At 45.9% G+C, this 20,364-nt stretch carries 13 protein-coding genes; 3 read left to right on the top strand and 10 right to left on the bottom strand.

Translation table 11 applies throughout. The annotated features are described in order from the left end of the window. Nucleotides 1–320: 320 nt before the first annotated feature. Nucleotides 321–1,145, bottom strand: a complete 825-nt coding sequence (locus ACFTRD_RS09760; RefSeq protein ID WP_379379238.1) for an amidohydrolase family protein — start codon at nucleotides 1,143–1,145, stop codon at nucleotides 321–323. Nucleotides 1,146–1,457: 312 nt separating this feature from the next. Between ACFTRD_RS09760 and ACFTRD_RS09755 the strand changes: the two genes are divergently transcribed. Then, nucleotides 1,458–3,182 (top strand): cellulase family glycosylhydrolase, encoded by a 1,725-nt coding sequence (locus tag ACFTRD_RS09755; protein WP_379379236.1) that lies wholly within the window; start codon nucleotides 1,458–1,460, stop codon nucleotides 3,180–3,182. A 135-nt stretch (nucleotides 3,183–3,317) separates the two neighbouring features. Here the strand turns inward: ACFTRD_RS09755 and ACFTRD_RS09750 are convergent, their stop codons facing one another. After that, a complete protein-coding gene (locus ACFTRD_RS09750) occupies nucleotides 3,318–3,734 on the bottom strand; it encodes a hypothetical protein (protein ID WP_379379234.1) in 417 nt (138 codons plus the stop codon). A gap of 398 nt (nucleotides 3,735–4,132) precedes the next feature. Between ACFTRD_RS09750 and ACFTRD_RS09745 the strand changes: the two genes are divergently transcribed. After that, complete coding sequence (locus ACFTRD_RS09745) at nucleotides 4,133–4,579, top strand: hypothetical protein (protein WP_379379232.1); 447 nt, start codon at nucleotides 4,133–4,135, stop codon at nucleotides 4,577–4,579. 104 nt (nucleotides 4,580–4,683) lie between these two features. Here the strand turns inward: ACFTRD_RS09745 and ACFTRD_RS09740 are convergent, their stop codons facing one another. From ACFTRD_RS09740 to ACFTRD_RS09730, 3 genes are all read right to left on the bottom strand, one after another. Continuing rightward, complete coding sequence (locus ACFTRD_RS09740) at nucleotides 4,684–6,651, bottom strand: sucrose-specific PTS transporter subunit IIBC (protein WP_379379230.1); 1,968 nt, start codon at nucleotides 6,649–6,651, stop codon at nucleotides 4,684–4,686. A 26-nt stretch (nucleotides 6,652–6,677) separates the two neighbouring features. Beyond that, nucleotides 6,678–8,153 (bottom strand): glycoside hydrolase family 32 protein, encoded by a 1,476-nt coding sequence (locus ACFTRD_RS09735; protein ID WP_379379228.1) that lies wholly within the window; start codon nucleotides 8,151–8,153, stop codon nucleotides 6,678–6,680. A 354-nt stretch (nucleotides 8,154–8,507) separates the two neighbouring features. Continuing rightward, nucleotides 8,508–9,491, bottom strand: coding sequence for a LacI family DNA-binding transcriptional regulator (locus tag ACFTRD_RS09730; RefSeq protein ID WP_379379226.1), 984 nt, complete (start codon nucleotides 9,489–9,491; stop codon nucleotides 8,508–8,510). Nucleotides 9,492–10,071: 580 nt separating this feature from the next. Between ACFTRD_RS09730 and ACFTRD_RS09725 the strand changes: the two genes are divergently transcribed. Then, the gene (locus ACFTRD_RS09725) at nucleotides 10,072–11,154 is read left to right on the top strand and encodes a bifunctional 3-deoxy-7-phosphoheptulonate synthase/chorismate mutase (RefSeq protein WP_379379224.1); all 1,083 of its coding nucleotides are present in this window, start codon (nucleotides 10,072–10,074) and stop codon (nucleotides 11,152–11,154) included. A 147-nt stretch (nucleotides 11,155–11,301) separates the two neighbouring features. On the opposite strand, the gene ACFTRD_RS09720 is transcribed toward ACFTRD_RS09725, so the two are convergent. From ACFTRD_RS09720 to ACFTRD_RS09700, 5 genes are all read right to left on the bottom strand, one after another. After that, nucleotides 11,302–12,975, bottom strand: coding sequence for a ribonuclease J (locus tag ACFTRD_RS09720; protein WP_379379222.1), 1,674 nt, complete (start codon nucleotides 12,973–12,975; stop codon nucleotides 11,302–11,304). Nucleotides 12,976–13,150: 175 nt separating this feature from the next. Beyond that, nucleotides 13,151–14,422 (bottom strand): L-rhamnose isomerase, encoded by a 1,272-nt coding sequence (gene rhaA / locus ACFTRD_RS09715; RefSeq protein ID WP_379379220.1) that lies wholly within the window; start codon nucleotides 14,420–14,422, stop codon nucleotides 13,151–13,153. Nucleotides 14,423–14,440: 18 nt separating this feature from the next. After that, a complete protein-coding gene (locus ACFTRD_RS09710; RefSeq protein WP_379379218.1) occupies nucleotides 14,441–16,510 on the bottom strand; it encodes a bifunctional aldolase/short-chain dehydrogenase in 2,070 nt (689 codons plus the stop codon). A gap of 190 nt (nucleotides 16,511–16,700) precedes the next feature. Beyond that, on the bottom strand, nucleotides 16,701–17,633 hold the full coding sequence (locus ACFTRD_RS09705; protein ID WP_379381264.1) for a glycoside hydrolase family 5 protein: 933 nt from the start codon (nucleotides 17,631–17,633) through the stop codon (nucleotides 16,701–16,703). A 374-nt stretch (nucleotides 17,634–18,007) separates the two neighbouring features. After that, entirely contained in the window at nucleotides 18,008–20,332 is a 2,325-nt protein-coding gene (locus tag ACFTRD_RS09700; RefSeq protein ID WP_379379216.1) for a beta-galactosidase, read from the bottom strand. Nucleotides 20,333–20,364 lie beyond the last annotated feature (32 nt).

Here is a 20,364-nt window from a genome sequence, read left to right as displayed (position 1 = left end):
AGAAAAAATCTGGAGAAGCGAAGCGTTCGCCTTTATCCCCGGATTTTCCCTTTGAAAGAGGGAATCAAAAAATCTGGGGATAACAGCGATCGGAAGATTGTTCTGGCCGCGCAGTGGTCCAATGTAGAACCGTTCGTTCAACTTAAATAGAAAAAACCCGAACTAGCCTGGATACACCTTGCGGTGTAAACAAGACAGTTCAGGTTATGCCCTAATCGGTAACATTCCCAGATCATAATTATGCGGATTGGATAAAACTTTAGCAAGGAATAGGGAAACTGTCAACATCATGAAACCTAAATCAGTTGCCTAATGCACTGCTATAACTGGTAAAAGGCAGCGCAGGTTCCCCCGAAAATCATTTGCTGCTCCGCCTCTGAAAAGGAATTTATATGTTTCGTTATGATCTCAAGTGTTTGAACGTATGTACCCGCCACCGTGCAAACAGGCCAATCGGAACCAAACATGATCCGATCTGGACCAAAGGCTTCTAGCGCAGTATCGAGATAGGGAGTAAAGTCCTCCTGTCTCCAATTATCCCAATCCGCTTCAGTGATCATGCCTGACCATTTGCAATAAACATTCGGTTGTTCTGACAAAGCATATAACGCTTCCTTCCAAGGTGAAACCTTGCTCGCCTTAATATCAGGTTTCCCCAGGTGATCAAGTACAAATCGCTGTTCAGGGAACATCTTCACCAGTTCTGTAGCGTAAGGCAATTGCTCTTTGGACACCAGTAGATCATAAGCTAGATTATATTGCTGCAGCAATGCAATTCCTCGCTGAAAATCGTCTCGCAATACAAACTTCTCCGGTTCATCCTGTACCACATGACGTACACCCTTCAACCAGGGGCTTGAGGCATATTTCTCCAGTTGGTGAGAGACATCTGCAGAACACAGATCCACCCAGCCCACAACGCCCTTGATGAACTCGTGCTGTTCTGCCAAGTGAAGAAGCCATTCGGTTTCCTCAACCGTTTGTCTCGCCTGAACAGCGATACAACCTGATACGCCTGAATTGGTTAGCAGAGGTTCCAGATCTTCCGGAAGAAGCGATCGTCGAATGACGCCCATATGTTCCCCGATCCATCCATATTCATGAACATTATAATTCCAGAAATGTTGATGTGCATCCAGTTTCATTCAATGATCCCCTCCTGTAGATATTTAAATTAAACCATGAGCTAAATGTAACGCTATTTTCATCAAAATAAAATAAAAATAATCCTACAAGCACTAATTTTCACATGAATTTTATTCCAATTATAAGGGTATTTACTGATCGTTAATTATGATATATTTACAACTTAGAAAACGCTTTCAATACTTAATTTGGAGGTGATTCCATTTCAAAGAAGCCAGAGTCTTGTTCTATGCTGAACCTTATTCACTAATGTCTTCTGCAAGCACTCTATGTTTAGATCCACAATTATAATCACAAAGGAGAATATGTTAATGAACAAAAACCGAAAATCGGTCCTTTCGCTCACTCTCGTAACAGCGATGATCCTGTCCCTGTTCTCATCCGCCATCGCTTCTGCTGCTGCAGATGAGACGATCCAGACAAGTGCTGCCGCCACTCCAACCAATATGCAATCCTATGTCAGTGCGATGGAGCCGGGCTGGAATCTTGGTAACTCGCTGGACGCAGTTGGTGCAGATGAGACGGCCTGGGGTAACCCGCTGATCACTCAGCAACTGATACAAAATATTGCGAATCAAGGCTACAAGAGTATACGTATTCCAGTGACCTGGCAAGCTCATATGGGTGGAGCCCCCAACTATACTATTGATACCGCTTACATGAATCGAGTACAACAGGTTGTAAATTGGGCCCTTGATGCGAACCTTTATGTGATGATCAATATCCATCACGACTCATGGCAGTGGATCAGCTATATGGAGAATGACCATGCCAATGTTCTCGCACGCTACAATGCGGCTTGGACTCAAATTGCAAATAAATTCAAAAACTCTTCTACAAAGCTGATGTTCGAAAGTGTAAATGAACCACGCTTCACCGAAGGTGGCACAACGAATACCGCTACTGCATACGCTTTGCTGGATGAATTGAATGTATCTTTCCATAGCATCGTGAGAGCATCCGGCGGAAACAACACCACACGTCCACTCGTTCTGCCAACAATGCATACTTCTTCCGCTCAACCAGATCTCGATGCATTAACCCAGACGATTTCAAAATTGAATGACCCTAACATCATCGCAACCGTCCACTATTATGGCTTCTGGCCATTCAGTGTTAATATCGCAGGATACACAAAATATAACGCTGAAGTGCAAAAGGATATAACGGATACATTCGACCGTGTCTATAATGCTTTTACTGCCAAGGGTATTCCCGTTATCGTTGGGGAGTATGGCTTGCTCGGCTTTGATCAGCACACAGGTGTTATTGAGCAAGGTGAGAAGTTGAAATTCTTTGAATTTATTGGCCAATACTTGCGTCAGAAACAAATGACGACCATGTTATGGGATAATGGACAGCATTTTGGTCGTACCAACTTCACCTGGTCTGATCCGGATCTGTATAACACGATGAAAGCAAGCTGGACAGGTCGTTCCTCCACAGCTGAATCGGATCTGGTTTATCTTAAAAAGGGGGCAGCGATTCAGGATAAAACAGTAAAGCTGAATCTCAATGGTAATACATTTAGTGCTCTTGCTAATGGCAGCACCACCCTGGTCCAGGGTACAGATTACACGATCAGTGGTGATGTGCTGACATTAAAATCAAGCCTGTTAACCAGACTGACCACTTCCGGCAATCTTGGGGTTAATGCCAAGCTGACCGTCAAATTCAACAAAGGTGCAAACTGGAACCTGAATATTATCAAGTATGATACGCCTAAACTGAACAATGTAACGGGTACAACGAGCTTGTTTGCGATTCCGACTACCTTTAATGGCAATCAACTGGCCACCATGGAAGCAACTTATACAAGTGGCGGGAACGCGGGTCCGCAAAACTGGACTTCTTTCAAAGAATTTTCCTACACTTTCAGTCCGAATTATAGTAGCAACGTGATTGAATTGAAACAAAACTTCTTCAACGAAACGAATAATGGCGAAATCATTCTCAAGTTCCACTTCTGGAGCGGAGACGTCATTACGTACAAAATTACAAAGAATGGTACCAGTGTTGTCGGAATCTCTTCCTAATAGCGTTTCACAACTCAATGGATAGCACATAGAAATACACGAAACGTTGTGTTCAGGGCAACAGGCTCTGGACACAACGTTTTTCATTTATACTTGGTTCATCCGACTGGCGACAGGAACCCACGATCAGGTGATTCACAATAAAAATGAAACATCTCCACTCCGGCTGTGAATGACATATGTTGCTCCCAGACCTTTATAAACAAGCCCAACATGAGCCCTGTTGCTGGAAACGACATAGAGTTGTTGCGGACACAAGCTGCGACACAGCTCAATGTCCTGACAGCACTGCGGCAAACTATTTTCAAATACAAAGGCGTTTTTCACTACAAATTCTGGCGGAAGCTGATTACGGAATGCCATTTCCTGAATGTAACGCACGGTGACTGCACCAAGCGATTGAAGTTGTTCTCCCTCTTCTTCGCTGTGTACAAGTACGACAACTGCAAATCCCCTCTTCAATAATACATCCACAAAATTTTTTCCCGCCTCACCGTGTCCTGTCGATACCACCATCATTGCTTCATCCATTGCCGCCAACCTCGCCTTCACATCAGATCCTGCAAAGCCATCTGGAGTACGTTATGTGCGAATCATAGTCCTCTGTCTGCATCTCCGCAATTCAAATGCATCCGATTTCTGTACCGTTCTGATCGATTCCAGACAATCCAGGTGAGCATTTCTTGCCTAATCTCCTCTTTTCGCTGCCATGCGGCATATTACTCGGTCTGTCATGAGCGGAAGAAAAAATCGATTTATTCGAGTCCAAAACGAAGATATATCTCTTGTTAATCGCTTACATGTGTGAATTCTAAATTAAACATCGGGAAATCGGGCGTATATCCTATTCCGGTTGATTTTACTTGAGCTTTGTTCAGTCGTAACATAATCGCAGGATAACGAAAAAAATAGAAAGAATAAGATGATTTTGCCTATGGAGGTTGGAGCGTGTGATTGCAAGTTGTGATGTGGAAATTCGACCGGAGATTCGTGTTGATGCCCGGATTAGTTCCATGGAGATTATTCGGTACGATATGCGAAAATTACCTTTCATAGCGCGGGAACATTCATCCTGCTACTGCGGATTGTTCAAAATCTCATGCGGGAATGTTCATGGTTTTGCCGAATTTGAATTGCCTGTAGGTTCCCATCCGTCTGATCTGGTAAAATGGGCTTCGGTGTTCAGAGCTTTAAAAGGTATGGAGCTGTCACAGGTCATGCAATATATCCAGCAGCATCAAGAACTATGGGGAAATGAACGCATGCTTTTCCTGCACGAAGCCGTCAGCAATTTGCTTCTCAACCTGGAGCAAGCTAGCACATCTGATGTGATGTTAAGCCGCGAAGAAATTCGTGCCTTTCTAATGCAATACGCACTGACGTATTATTCTTTTTGATACCTTCCGTTTAGAAGGAAATATCATAAAAGTGCAAAGAAACCCTGGTGATATACACCGGGTCTCTTTGCACTTTTCAACCTGTTTTTTTCAAAAGCTTACTCTCATGCCGGTTCAACAAATTTCACAAGAATTAGTGCTCCCCCATTAGCTTGAACAGGGCCTGTCAAAGTTGCTGTCACCTGTTCAATCCTATCGTTCCCATTCGGGACGAGCACAGGTGTAATTAATGGCAGTCCTGCAGCCTGGATCGCTTCCATGTCAAATTCAATCAACAATTGCCCTGCGGTTACGGTGTCTCCGCTATTCACATATGCGGTAAAACCCTCACCCTTCAGTCCAACGGTATTAATCCCAATATGCACAAGCATCTGAACACCTGTTTCATGTTCCAAAATTACCGCATGTTTGCTCTTGTTCATTACATGAGCGATAACGCCATCAAAAGGTGCGTACACTCTGCCCTCTGAAGGCTCAATGGCGATCCCCTCTCCCATATGTTTCTCCGAGAATGCTGGATCAGGAACATGTTCCAAAGCAACAGCTGTGCCTGTGATCGGTGATGCAATCTCCAACACATCTACTTTGGTACGACGATTAACAACCTTGCTGGCAGATGAGTTTAATCTCTGCGATTGATCTTCCGACTTGCTCTCTACTCCTTCACTGCTCGCTACTTCCTCTGCAACGGGCTGATCCTTATATCCAAAGAACCAGGTAAGCGTAAAGGCAATCCCCATCGCAACGACGTTGGACAGAATGTACAGCGGCAGTTGACTGTTCAGATACAGCAGGGTTCCCGGAATAACCGTCACCGCCATGCCTGTACCTTGCAAATGGAACAAGGATGCGATAAATCCACCCACAGCGCCTCCGACAAGTCCCATGATAAATGGTTTCATATACCGCAAGTTAACTCCGAAGATAGCAGGTTCGGTAATCCCCAAAAATGCAGAGAATGACGAAGGCAGTGCGAGTGCTTTCAACTTCGAATTTTTGGTCTTCAATCCCACGGCCAGACAAGCCGCTCCTTGTGCAGCCATGGCACAGGTAATGATGGCATTAAACGGATTAAAGCCCGTTTTCTCCAGCAGTTGAATCTCCAAAAAGTTAAAGATGTGATGTACACCCGTAACGACAATAATTTGATGGAAGAAACCAATAATAATACCCGCAATGCCAAATGGCAGTCCCAATACGGCTGTCGTTCCATGCAGCACCCACTCCTCCAGGGAATGGAATACCGGACCAATCGCGAAGAGACCGAGTGTAATCATGACCGTTAACGTAATAAAAGGGGTAAGTATTAAGTCGAGCGCCTCCGGTACACGTCTTCTTAGCACTTTCTCAAACTTTGCTCCAATCAGCCCCACGAAGAACGCAGGCAGCACGGAGCCCTGATATCCGACCACCGGTATGAATCCGAACATATGCAGCGGCTGTGCTGATCCATCGGCCACAGCATATGCATTCGGCAGCGCCGGATTCACAAGCATGAGACCCAAAACGATGCCGAGAACCGGACTTCCACCAAACACACGGAATGCAGACCAGGCTACGAGTGCAGGCAGAAATGCAAATGCCGTGTCCGTGAGGATCTGAGTAAATAACAGGAAATTGGGCGAAATGTCTTCAGGTGTTGCACCAAACAGCGATAAAATTTCATTTTGAGTGAGCAACCCCCGCAATCCCATGAACAGTCCTGTTGCCACCAGCACAGGGATAATGGGTACAAAAACGTCACCGAACGTGCGAATGGCCCGCTGAAAAGCATTGCCTTCCTTTTTACCCTGACTCTTCACGTCTTCCTTGGACGATCCTTCGATTCCCAGCTTTTCAACCTCTTCGAAAATCCGGTTCACGGTTCCTGTACCGAATATGATCTGATACTGGCCCGAATTGAAAAAGGCCCCTTTGACTTTGTCGATGTTCTCGACCTGCTTCTGATCGATCTTGTCCTTGTCATTCACCATGATGCGAAGACGTGTTGCACAGTGTGCAAATGATGCGATATTTTCTTTGCCCCCGATGGCACGAATAACGTCCTGGGCAATCTGCTGATTATCCGACATGGTTTTTCATTCCTCTCACGTAATATCTAATAATCCCATTTTGATGCCTGAAACTCTGCCTTGCCTCCATGTGCAAACAAGCGAATCTCCACACTTTCCTTGCTTGGAAAAATACGGCTTGTGAATACCTCTTCACCATCGTTGACAAAAATCTCAACGGAAGAGGAATCCATAAATACATGGAACTTAAGGACATCCGCATTCAGTACGCAGCGCCGTACATTCCCATTCTGATCCGCTAGCGCGGCTCCTGATCGGGAGCGATCCAGGATCACTTTCTGAGCCAACCGATCATACTGCAACACGGTCTTCTCTTCTGCACCCGCCCGAAGTTCAATGCCTACGACCTCTGCGTCAAAATCTCGGATTTCACATTTCAATTCATAAGCAACTCCAGCAAATTCCGCAAAAGATCGAGTCTCATTATGAAGCGTGGAAACCATATGTTTCCCTTCCTTACCCCCACGCAGCTTCACCATTTCAGAGACTGGCTGTTGAATTAACTTCCCCTCCCGAAGGGATAACTGCCGCGGAATGGTCAGACAGTGCGCCCATCCCCTCTCGTCTGTCGGATATTCCAGATCGGGGAGCCCCATCCACCCCACCAGAATTCGCCTTCCATCCGGCGACTGCATCGTCTGCGGGGCATAAAAGTCAAACCCGCGATCCAGCTCCTGAAACGGACCATGTTCGAAGTGCCTTGTCTGAAGATCAAGCGGTTCACCAATCAGATAGCCCGACTGAAAAATATTGTTGTACCAATCTCCCTGACGTTCTATTCCTTGCGGCGAGAAGATCAACACGCCTTGACCTTGCAGCTCCATATAATCGGGGCACTCCCACATGTAGCCAAACTTGGGAAGCTGGGTCTGGATCTCTCCAAGAAACGTCCAGTTTCTGAGATCTGACGAGCGATATAACACCGTGCATCCTGTCTCATCTTCGCGCTGGGCTCCGATCACACCATAATACGTGTCGCCCTGCTTCCATACCTTGGGGTCTCTGAAATGCTCCGTGTATCCAGCAGGTACTTCAGAGATCACAGGTTGATCCACTTTGGTTATTGAACCGCTTTCATCCATAATCGCCAGACACTGATACGGATGCCTGATCCAATTACTATCTCTTGTATTTCCTGTGTACAGCAGATACAGCTGACCTTCTTTTTCAATAGCACTGCCCGAATAAGCCCCGTGTGAATCATAGGTATCCCCAGGCTGAATACCGATTCCGACATCCTCCCAGTTCACCAGATCCGTTGATCGGGTATGATACCAGTACTTCATTCCATGCTCGGTTCCGAGTGGAAACCATTGATAGAACAGATGGTAATACCCTTGATAATATGAAAATCCGTTAGGATCGTTAAGCAGACCGGTTATCGGCTGGATATGGTAATGCTGTCTCCACGTACATGCAGAGATCAAAGCCTCCAGTTTGCCTATTTCTCCAGGCTCCGCCTGCTCGATTCGTCTGTAACGTTGCTTTCTAGTCATTTTCATAAAAAGTGTTCTCCATCCTTGCTTATATAAATTAGACCAAGAAATGTTACACGTGGCCACTTCGATTGCAGAACAATCCTCCGATCGCTGTTATCCCCAGATTTCCTTGATCCCTTTTCTAAAGGGTGAAATCCTGGGATAAAGGCGAACACTACGTTTCTGCATTTTTTCTGCACTTTCCGAATCGTGTAACTCTTAATTTAATTATTTTAAAATCCAAATCAGAGGAACCGGTTCCATCAAGCGCAAAAAAATAATTCCATGTGGCTTGCTCGCCTGCACCGTGTTCCCATAACCGTCCCATAGGACATTTATTATGGAACCGGTTCGATGGAATTATCATAAAGGATCCTTTTATAATTTGTCAACGCTTTCTCGCGGAATTATCTCCACGTCAATAATCGTGCACAGCTCCACCGGATCGCCTTTTACCAGACGAATAATGTGATTCGCCGCCAGTTGACCAGCCTGAAAGTAGTGATATTTCACTGTTGTCAGCGCAGGATGAATCATCTCCGTGATCTCGTATCCGCCAAATCCGGCAACCGATAAATCCTGTGGAATTCGCACCTTGTTGGAAAAAGCAATCTTCATCACACCAAGTGCGATATTATCCGTTGCACCAACAATAATGGTCGGTTTGCTTTCTTTCAGAATGGCTTCTGCAGTAACGATGGCTTCGGACATTTTGAAGCTTGTCTCATAGTACGTCACATCACAACTGCCACATTCGTCGATTGCACGCTTAAACCCCTGCTTACGATGGATTCCTACTGCCTGATCTTTCTCGGTAACGCCAATATAGACTATCTTTCGATGTCCTTTTTCCACAACGTACTTACCCATCTCATACCCCGCCTGATCATCATTATGCACCAGACTGTGCAGCTGTTCATGTTGTTGCCCCACCAATAGGACCGGAATTCCGATGTCTTCAACGGCTTTCAGATGTGCATCGGTCACTTCAGCGGCAAGCAGAATAATCCCGGATACCTTCTGTCTGGCAAAATCGTAAATGGCATCAATTTCACGTTGCATATCCTGACTTGTATTCGCAATCAGCATCTGATACTGATTATTTCTTAATTCTTCATCAATGCCAATCAATGTCTGCGAGGTTGCAAAGGAATCCAGACGGGGAACAACCGTTCCAATAATACTGGTTTTTTTGGCTTTGAGACTCTGTGCAAACGTATTGGGAACATAATTATATTGTTTAATTATTCGCTCAATCTTCTGCCTGGTATCCTCACTAACAGAACCGCCATTCAGGAAACGAGAGACTGTGCTCTTTGCCACTCCCGCCATTTGAGCAATATCGGAAATCGTTTTATTCATAACTTCTCCTCTTGTTCGCATTCGCTTGAATTCATTTTATTATACTTCGAATGGCAAACCCTGGCGAATACTATTCCCATTCTGATCCGAATCAAACCTCGCGAGATCCTCATACGGATATTAAATGCGTCACAGTAAAGCGTTATTGAGTCTTGGCATTAATTCAGCTTCTTGCAAGCAAGGTCTTGAGATGCTAGTATAACTTCAATTCATAACGTGCATCATGAAGTACAGACAGAGCATCATCATTTAGAACATCATCATTCATACAGGCTATGACGGAAAGAGTACGCGAGTTTATCGTTCATTACAGGGACGTGGTGCCAAAGACTGAGAGCACCCGAAGGAACACACCGCGGAAGTTCACTCCCGAGCTGATTGCTGAAGGGCTGCTTCTCAAGGGTACAGCTCCTAGGACAATCCGTTCCTTGCGTTAAAAGGTCAAAGTGAGAAACAAATCGGCTGCATTCATTCAGCACGACCGTTTCTAATTAGGGTGGTACCACGGCTTCTTCGTCCCTTGCGGATGAAGGGCCTTTTTGTGTTTTTTCATATATCTATATTGAAGGAGTGGTTCAGCATGGATCAAAGCATGAACTTGGAACAGTTAAGAGGCCGTTTGAATGAAATTAATCATAGTCTTCTCCACTTGTTGTCGGAGCGGGCTCAAATTACACAGGAAATTGGACAGATCAAGGAAAAACAGGGTGTACCCAAGTTCGATCCGGTTCGCGAAAAAGAAATGCTGGAGGAACTGACTGCCGCCAATCCGGGGCCTTTCCAGGACGATGCCATCAAGCTGCTGTTCAAGCAGATTTTCCAGGCCTCCCTGAATCTTCAGGTCGACGAACACAAGAAACAGTTGCTCGTTAGCCGTAAAAATCAACAGGAAGATACGGTCGTATCTATCGGTGACGTCAAGGTTGGGGCAGGCAAACCGATCATGATTGCTGGACCGTGCTCTGTTGAAAGTTATGAGCAGGTACGCGAGGTCGCCGCAGCGCTGAAAGAAGCCGGCATTACCGTGATGCGCGGAGGGGCATTCAAACCTCGTACTTCTCCGTATGACTTCCAGGGACTCGGCATTGAAGGATTGAAAATTCTGAAAAAAGTTGCCGACGAGTTCGGTCTGAAAACGATCAGTGAAATCGTTCATCCGGGACATATTGAGCTTGCTGCGGAATACATTGATGTGATCCAGATCGGTGCCCGTAACATGCAAAACTTTGAACTGCTTAAGGCTGCGGGAGATGTGAACATCCCTATTCTGCTGAAACGCGGTTTATCGGCAACCATTGATGAATTCGTTCATGCTGCAGAATACGTCGTCTCCCGGGGGAACAAACAGGTCATGTTGATTGAACGCGGGATTCGCACTTATGAAAAAGCAACACGGAATACACTCGACATCTCTGCTGTACCGATTCTGAAACAGGAAACCCATCTGCCTGTCCTTGTGGATGTAACCCACTCTACCGGACGCAAAGACATCCTCGCTCCTTGTGCCAAGGCTGCTCTTGCAGCGGGTGCGGATGGTGTAATGGTTGAGGTTCATCCTAATCCGGCGGTGGCCCTTTCAGACAGTGCGCAGCAATTGAACATCGAGCAGTTCAACCAGTTCCTCTCCTCCGTGAGACAATCGGGATTGCTGAACGATCTATAGGTTAATTAACAATAATAAAAGCCTGACTGAAATGTAGGTCATACAAATGCTGTACGATCCTACATTTCTCAGGCTTTTGATCAACTTAATGTCCTTGCAGGAGTCTCCGTTCCAGACCGGACACGATAACCGTCTTCTTCCCTTTCTTCATACCTCAATAATAATGGGCAGAATCATTGGTCTTCGTTTCGTCTGGGCGTAGATGTAATGACCGATCTCGTCTTTCAGCTTTCTTTTGATCACATTCCACTGGTTCGCTCCGCTTCCGGTTAACTCTTCCATCTTGCTTTGAACCAGCTCATGAATCTCTCTCATAAATTCCTCGGAGTCCTTCACAAACACAAAACCTCTGGAGATGATTTCGGGTGAGGTAACCATATGCTTCTCTGTTTTGCTCAACGTAGTTACAATCACCAGCATGCCATCCGAGGACAGTTGCCTGCGATCACGCAGTACAATATTCCCGACATCGCCCATGATCAGTCCATCGACGAGACTATTGCCTGAAGCTATCTTGGGACCAGGAGAAGCAACACCGTCTTTGTACTGAATCATATCCCCATTGTTGACGATGAATACATGATTACGTTCCATCCCCACGGACTCTGCCAGCAGTCTATGCTGATACAACATGCGAAACTCGCCGTGAACAGGAATCAGATAATCAGGCTTCATCAGGGTCAGCATCAATTTGAGCTCTTCCTGGCTGCCGTGTCCAGATACATGCATGCCTGCAGCGCCGGTTGAACCGTACATGACGCGTGCACCGAGCACATACAGATTATCAATGACATGCGCGAGATTACGTTCATTACCCGGGATTGCTCCTGCGGCAATAATGACTGTATCTCCAGGTGCGATCTTCACATGAGGATGCTTGGACGCGGCCAAACGGGATAATGCAGCCATCGTTTCACCTTGGCTTCCCGTACAGAGCACAACGACCTCTTCAGGTGGAAACTGATTCGAATCCATCGCCTCGATCAAAAGCCCCTCAGGTACATCTAGGTACCCCAGTTCACTGGCTACAGACACCACATTGATCATACTTCTGCCCAGCAGAGCCAACTTGCGTCCCGTTTCGAATGCTGCATTTACAATCTGCTGCACCCTGCTTACGTTGGACGCAAAGGTTGAAATAAATACTTTTTGTTTGGCACGAATAAAGGCATCCAATATGTGGTCACCGACGATTCGCTCAGAAGGGGTAAACCCGGGTCTCTCCGCATTGGTACTTTCGGACAGCAGCACGTGAACACCCTGTTTGCCAATCTCGGCCATACGATGCAGATCGGGATACGGCCCGTTGACCGGAGACATATCGAACTTGAAGTCCCCGGTATGGACCACATTGCCGCCTGGCGTCTGAAAGAAAATACCGAGACAATCCGGTATGCTGTGACTGGTTGCGAAAAAAGAAACCTGAACATCACCCAGCGTAATGCTGGATTTGGCATCAATCGTATGCAGATATGCTGTTCGCAACAGCCCATGCTCTTTCAGTTTAAGCTCAATCAATCCTCGCGTCAGCCTGGACGCATACACAGGGATATTGATTTGCTTTAACAAATAGGGAATGCCGCCAATGTGATCTTCATGTCCATGCGTGACTACAAGTGCTCTGACCTTTTCCTGATTCTCCAGCAGATACGTCACATCGGGAATGATGAGATCAATCCCCGGCAGTGTTTCATCCGGAAACTTTGAACCACAGTCGATGACAATAATGTCCTCATTGTACTGGATGAGATACATGTTCTTACCTATTTCATTCAAGCCGCCAAGTGCAGCGATATACAGTTTGTTATGGGCGAAATTCAATTTGGATTGACCCTCCTCTACGTTTTAAGAATAGCAAGCATCCTTACAATCCTTTTATGTATTTTTAGTATGGAACTTCTGACCGCAGTTATACATTACGAAGCTTTTCCATACAAAAAACCACAGCGGAACATTTTGCTCCACTGTGGCCAGTCATGAATAATATGATTACTTGTTATACGAATGACTTATCGCGCTGAAGTAAAACTTCCTGCTCGTAGGTTTTGATCTCAGCAATCCACTGTTCACGTACAGGTACTTGCTGCTGGGCACAATAGTAATCCCAGATGGCTCCAAATGGATAGGACTTGAACTCTTCTGTCAATGCGAGGCGAAGGGTATAATCCCCAGCCAGCTCAGCTGATTTCAGTGCATCTACAGGTTCCAACATCGCACGAAGCAGTGCTTTAATCGTGTTGCGCGTACCAACCACCCATGCAGCAACCCGGTTGATGCTTGCATCAAAGAAATCGAGTCCAATATGTGTCGTTGGAAGCAGATCATGACGTACCAGTTCGCGGGCAATTTCCAGCAGCTCATCATCCATAATGACAACATGGTCACTGTCCCAACGCATTGGACGGCTTACATGCAGCAGAATGCCGCTGGTGAACAGAGCCAGTGAAGACAGTTTGTTGGATATGACTTCCGTTGGATGAAAATGTCCTGCATCCAGGCATATTAAAGTACCATTTTGCAGTCCATAACCCATGTAGAATTCATGCGAGCCCACAACATACGCTTCGGAACCAAGACCAAACAGCTTGCTCTCTACTGCATCCAGATGATGCTTCGGATCAAGCTTCTCGGCAAATACCTCATCCAGAGAATCCTTGAGTCGTTTCCGCGGTGTCATGCGATCCACCGGATTATCCTTGAAACCGTCCGGGACCCATACATTGGTTACACAGGTTTGACCCAACTGCTCTCCAAAGTAAGCGCCAATGCGGCGAGAAGCTTTGCAATGATCGATCCAGAATTTGCGAATTGCCGGATCAGGATGACTTAACGTGAATCCGTCACTTGATTTTTCGTGAGAAAAGCAGGTTGGATTAAAGTCCAGGCCAAGCCCCTGCTCTTTTGCCCATGTCACCCAGTTCTCATAATGCTTCGGCTCAATTCGGTCCAGCTCGACTTGTTCGTCTGTGTCCGCATAAATCGCATGCAAGTTGACCTTGTGCTTCCCCGGAATTAGGGAAAATGCCTGTTCCAGGTCTGCCCGAAGCTCTGCAGGCGTCGTTGCAGCTCCTGGATATTGACCTGTAACGGAAATCCCACCCGTGAGTTCTCCATCTTTGTTCAGAAAGCCTCTCACATCATCCCCTTGCCAACAATGAACAGATACCTTGATTTCCGCGAGCTTCTTCAACACTTCATCCGTATCAATTCCATGCTGGGCATATAATGTTTTGGCTGCTTCATATGCTTGCTTGACTTGATTTCCCATGTGCGAGAACCCTCCTTATTATCGTGTAAATGCTGCCGGCACGCCGCCATCAATGGTCATCATGCATCCGGTCGTTTTTTCCGATTTGGAAGAGGCAAAGAATGCAATGCCTTCCGCAATGTCTCTTGGATAAATATTAACAAGCAAAGTTGTACGTTTGCGATAGTACTCCTCCAGTTGATCCGGTTCGATGCCATATGCCGCTGCACGCTCATTTCTCCATGAACCATTCCAGATCGCTGAACCTTGCAAGATGGCATCCGGGAGAATCGTATTTACACGAATACCATATTCCCCGCCTTCTGCCGCGATACAGCGTGCCAGATGAGCTTCAAGTGCTTTGGCCGAGCTGTAAGCGGAGGCGCTTTTACCCGCATAAACCGAGTTTTTGGACCCGATAAAAACCATACTGCCGCCAATCCCCTGCTGTTTCATCAATTTGAACGCTTCGCGTGCCACGAGAAAATATCCCGTACCCAGCACATTCATGTTCAGGTTCCATTCCTTCAAGGATGTTTCGTCAAAAGGACTTGAAGTTGCCAAGCCCGCATTGTTCACGATGATATCCACTCCGCCATATTGTACGGCAACTTCAGCATACGCAGATTGCACGGCTTCCTCATCGGTCACATCCATCTTCAATGCATATGCTCGATTGGCACCATATTGATCGTTAATTTCCTGCGCCACCTTCTGAGCACCTTCAAGATTGAGGTCCGCGAGAACAACGTGTGCCCCTTCGGATACCAATCTGCGTGCCGTTTCACTCCCAATTCCACCGGCGCCCCCGGTAATAAACGCCACTTTGCGGGAAAATTCGGTCTCTGCCGGAGCCAACGATAATTTGTAAAGCTCAAGCGGCCAGTATTCCACATTGTAAGACTCATTCGCACTGAGGGATACGAATTGGCCCAGACTTGTCGCACCGCGCATTACGGCAATGGCTCTATGATACAATGCCCCGCTTACCTGGGACAGTGCCCAGCTCTTGCCTGTGTTGATCATGCCCACACCAGGAATGAGAATGACACGAGGTGCAGCTTCGAACATGACGTCACCTTCGTTTTTGTTGCTTTCAAAATATTGTTGATACTGCTCTTTATAGGCGGCTACGCCTTCCACCAGTTTGGCTTTCAGTCCTTCGATATCTTCCGCATTCGGTGTCCAATCGATGAACAAAGGTACCACTTTGGTATGCACCAAATGATCCGGGCACGCCGCGCCCACCTGGGACAGTTCTGGTGAATTCACTCCACCCACAAAAGCAAGCACATCCTCCTGATCGTCAAAGGACAGAATCATTTTTTTGCTATCCGATACCGCTCCCCGAATGGTCGGCATCACCTTGGATACGATCTGACGGCGAACTTCTGCCTCAAGCGCAGGATGTTTCTCTCCGCCAAACAAGCTTCCTTCGTCAACACGCGCCTCAATGAAGGCTTCCGCTTCATTAATCATTTTGATCGTCTGTGCGTAACATTCTTCCGATGTTTCTCCCCAAGTCACAAGTCCGTGCTTCTCCATCAAAACCAGTTCGGCATTAGGGTTCGAGAATACGCTTTCAGCAATCATCTTGGATAGTGTGAATCCTGGACGTACATAAGGAACCCACACAAATCGATCCCCGTAAATCTCTTTCGCCAGTTCTTTTCCGTTATCTGCACAACACAGACTGATAATAGCATCCGGATGGGTATGGTCCACATGTTTATATGGAAGGAATGCATGCAGCAATGTCTCAATGGAAGCACGTGGATGCTTGGAATCGATCATACAATGCCCCAGATATTCGACCATCTCTTCATCCGACATCGACTCACGCTCAATTAATGGACGAATATCTTCAAGTCCAAGCCCTGTAAAGTGCTTCTCTTGCATGGAAGCCAGGTCAGAACCGCTGCCTTTCACGTACATTACTTCTATATCACGGCCACGAAAATCTTTTACTGTCGTTTTGGTAGACGTATTGCCTCCGAAAATATTACATACACTGCGGTCTGCGCCAATCAGATTGGATCGGTAGACCAATTGTTCCAGCCCTGTTGTTTTCTCCGAAGCCTGTGATGAATTCCATAAACTCTGTACCATTTGTTCCCCTCCGATAATGTTTGTTTTATTCCTAATCCGAGTTTATCATCTTTGTTTTGTTTTGAAAACAAAAGATTTTAAATATAAACGGAAAAATTCAAAAGGTGGTTTTATAATAATCTTCTTTTCAAAAAAAGACACCCCGACGAATTCGTCAGGGTGCTCCTTGCTCACAATTTAATAGAGATCATTAATAGATCCCTGCTCTTACTGAAGTGTTTTTAATTCCATATGTGTCATAAACCACCGTGTTGCCAAAGCTCGTTAAATTTCCGTTTGGACCGGCAGCCAAATCCAGATAATTCAGATCTGAGTTGTTACCATACCAGGACCATGCGAGCCAGCCTACTCCTTTTTCCTGACCATATTTCATGATTGCATATTCATCGACATCCCCATTGGTGTGGTATCCACCGAACTCACCGATGATTAGAGCCAAACCTTTGTTCAGCACGTTTTCCATGTTGGCTTTGACCGTTGCGGCATCTTTACCCGCATATTCATACATGTGAATGGAGAAAACCGTATTTTTCTGTGCATCTGCTGCGAATACACTTTGTCCATAATCCACAATGGATTGCGGATATTGGCCCCAACCGGCCGCATCTACAATCAATGTATTTTTAATGCCGGCATTTCTCAGTTTCGGAATTGCTTTTTTGTACCCATCAGCCCAGGCACTGCCGTTCCATGTTCCGTACCATTCATTGGCAATGTTTACGATAACGCGGTCTTCCTTGCCAATTAGAGCTTCCTTGATACTAATCCAGTAGTTCACTGCTGCATCCAACGAATTATAATCATCTTTGCCTGTTGCATCATGTACTTCAAGCACTGCAATCATTTTGTTCTGACTCACCACGTTGATTATGTTTTTAACGGCGTTCAAATCGTCTTGGGTATATTGCGTCCCATTGGAGAGAACAATGCGTACCGTATTGGCACCTGTTTTTGCAATGGCTGGTATTGCAGTGTTCAGATCGTTTTTGAACCAGGAATGACCGTGGTTGACGCCTCGCATGACAAAAGCTTTACCCGTAGAATCATACAATTTGTTACCGCTTACATAAAATCCTGTGGCAGCAGACGCCTTGGGCGCAGCACTTCCCAACATCACAAACATGAGTGCAGCAATGACGGTGATGATAGTGCCCTTTTGCAACTTGACCATTCGTTAGAACCTCCCACATTTTTTAAATATATTTCAATTAACCTTGCTCAAGGCAATAAGCAGGTTAACTAAAATTGAAACGAATAACGCAAGAATCGAAGTAAGTTAACGAAATAAATAGGAATCAAATAAGTTTCTTGTACACTTTAAATTACTTTATCGTTAAGGTTATAAATTCATAATAAAATGAAAACGCTTACCCGTCAAGTTCTTATTCCCATGATAAGGAAGTTATTTCTGAAATCAAGAAAGACCCCTTCTCCCAGAATAAGTCAAGAGAAAGAGCCGTGTTAGAGCCTGTTGTTTTTACTTGTCTGCACTACTCATCACATCATAATTCCTACTCGATAATGCGGTACCAACTTGATCTTATTAAACGTTCCAATCTCCACACCTTCAAATCTTTCAACATAAGCCTGATTAACATAGCGCTCTATCGTTCCTTTCCGAAGAGGCGTGATAGACAAACGCAGTGCATGATCATACAAGAGGTGACGTGACGCTTTCAAACCGATCTTCCAGCTATGTCCATACTGAATGTGATCCGTCAGTAATTGATGATGAATATGTGCCTCTGCTACGTCGCCTTCATAATCAATCTCAACGAAGACATCTTCCACTTGCTCAGGCCATTGTGCTTCAATATCAAGTATAGCAGCATGTTCTTTGGGATAACTAATCTCTACTGCGGGTGCGTACGCCGGAACTTGGAGTGTGTATGTGCCAAAGATCCCCTGCTTCGATTGTGAAATAACCGTATATTCAGAATTCGATACGTTCATCGTATCCGGTACCGGAAAGAGAGATAGTTCCATCTCTGGTTGACCGGAAGACGTACATATCAGTTGATCATTTTTCATATACAGATGACTGCTGCTAATGATGAGTCTTTCTTCCCCTCCCAGATTAAATCGATAGGAATCTAACGCCTCCTGACGGGTCAACGTCATGATTCGGATGACCGTCCCTTCCGACGTTATGACTCGCAAATCATGTTCTTTTCCTGCCATGGGTTGTATAACATATTCATTATCCACCTCAAATACTTTACCTGCTTCCATGATCAGATCAGTAACAGATCGTTTGGCTATGACATACTCCGGGGTTATTCCTTCATGAGCATAAAAGACGGCCGTTAGCTCCTGATTCGCTTTGAATCGGGTCAAGGGCTGTACAGTGGCACTAATAATCTCCAATCTATCCAGTTTCAGATGAAAAGGTAAAATCGCAGCACTGCCGGACCTCAACTGCATCGTTCCTTGTTTCGGAAAAGCAGTAATTCCTTTTGCAGTCTGCAATTCCAGACAGACTTCCCGATCCGGCATGTTCACATGATCCTGATAATTGTTAATGAACAAAAACCCTGAACCCGACTGTTGACGAACAGACCAGCGCATATCAAGTGTATTTTCCGGCTTGATGGAATGCTGCATCTCCGGGACAACGCTTCCCATAGGTGCGAGTATCTCTCCGTAGGCTTTCAGGAACATGGACAGCGTACGAATGCGATCATACGACTCACCTATACGTCCAAACTCTCCAAGTGGAGCCTGATAGTCATATGTAATTTTGGGTAATGCCTGCTCATTCAGATAAGACTTCTTGCCAATCGGGTTGGAGCCTCCGTGATACATGTAATACCCCACCATGTTGCTGCCATTCGCCAGCTTTACTATGGTCATTGCTTCTACGCTGTCTGCGTCCACAACAGGACGAGCGTGATAACTGACTTGCATGCCTCCAGCAAGTTCACAATAGGCAGCGGGGTACGCCTGACTGTCATAGTCAAGTGCTTCAACAGGGTTCCTATGCAGGTCACGAAATAAATACTCGCTGCTTGGAGGCTGATTGGGGATCCATGGGGTGTAGGCGTACCCAGCCAGCATGGGCAGGGTGCCTTCTTCCGGAACGGCTGCACCTCCCCAGGCAGTGACCGTAAAAAACATCGGTCGTATACCCGCCCCCTCGGCGATCCGGCGAAGTTCTGTCAGATGTTTCTGCCCATCCCTTCCAGAAGTAATGTATTTTCCGTTCTTGTATCCCCACACATCCAGTGGTGCTCCCGCATGCATATACTCATTTTCCAGCTGAACCCCTATGATTGGGCCTCCTTCCTGAAAATAGCAACCCTTGAGTTGACGTGCAATCTCCCCATACAGCCTTTTCGCATAAAAAAGATACCCTTCATCGTTGGATCTTACTTCAAATGGATAGCTGAATAACCAATCCGGCATGCCGCCATTGCGGACTTCCCCATGACAGAAAGGTCCAATTCGTACAATCAGTGGCATTTGATGTTTGCCACACAAGTCCACAAAATGCCGCAAATTCAGGTTTCCCGACCAATCGAAATGCCCCTCCTCTTCCTCATGAAAATTCCAAAAAATATAGGAAGCCACGATGCTCACACCGCCTGCCTTCATCTTAAGCAGCTCTTCCTCCCATTGCAGATAAGCAAACCTGGAGAAATGAAATTCTCCAACGACCGGAATATGGGGTTTACCGTCGCGTGTCATATAATAGTTAGTGAAATCGTAGGACTCTCCTTGCGGGTTTCTGCCACCATTTCCGGTCATGCGTCCCACACGAATTTCTTTGTCTTCCACATCCAACGTGAATTGAATATGGCTACCTGCTATATTTTTATTCATGAATATATCTCCTCCAAGCTCATTGGTTTCAA

The organism is Paenibacillus sp. NPDC056933, assembly GCF_042674385.1.
Classification (GTDB): Bacteria; Bacillota; Bacilli; order Paenibacillales; family Paenibacillaceae; genus Paenibacillus.
The sequence above is the reverse complement of the archived record's forward strand: the minus strand, read 5'-3'. Positions and strand labels throughout refer to the sequence as shown.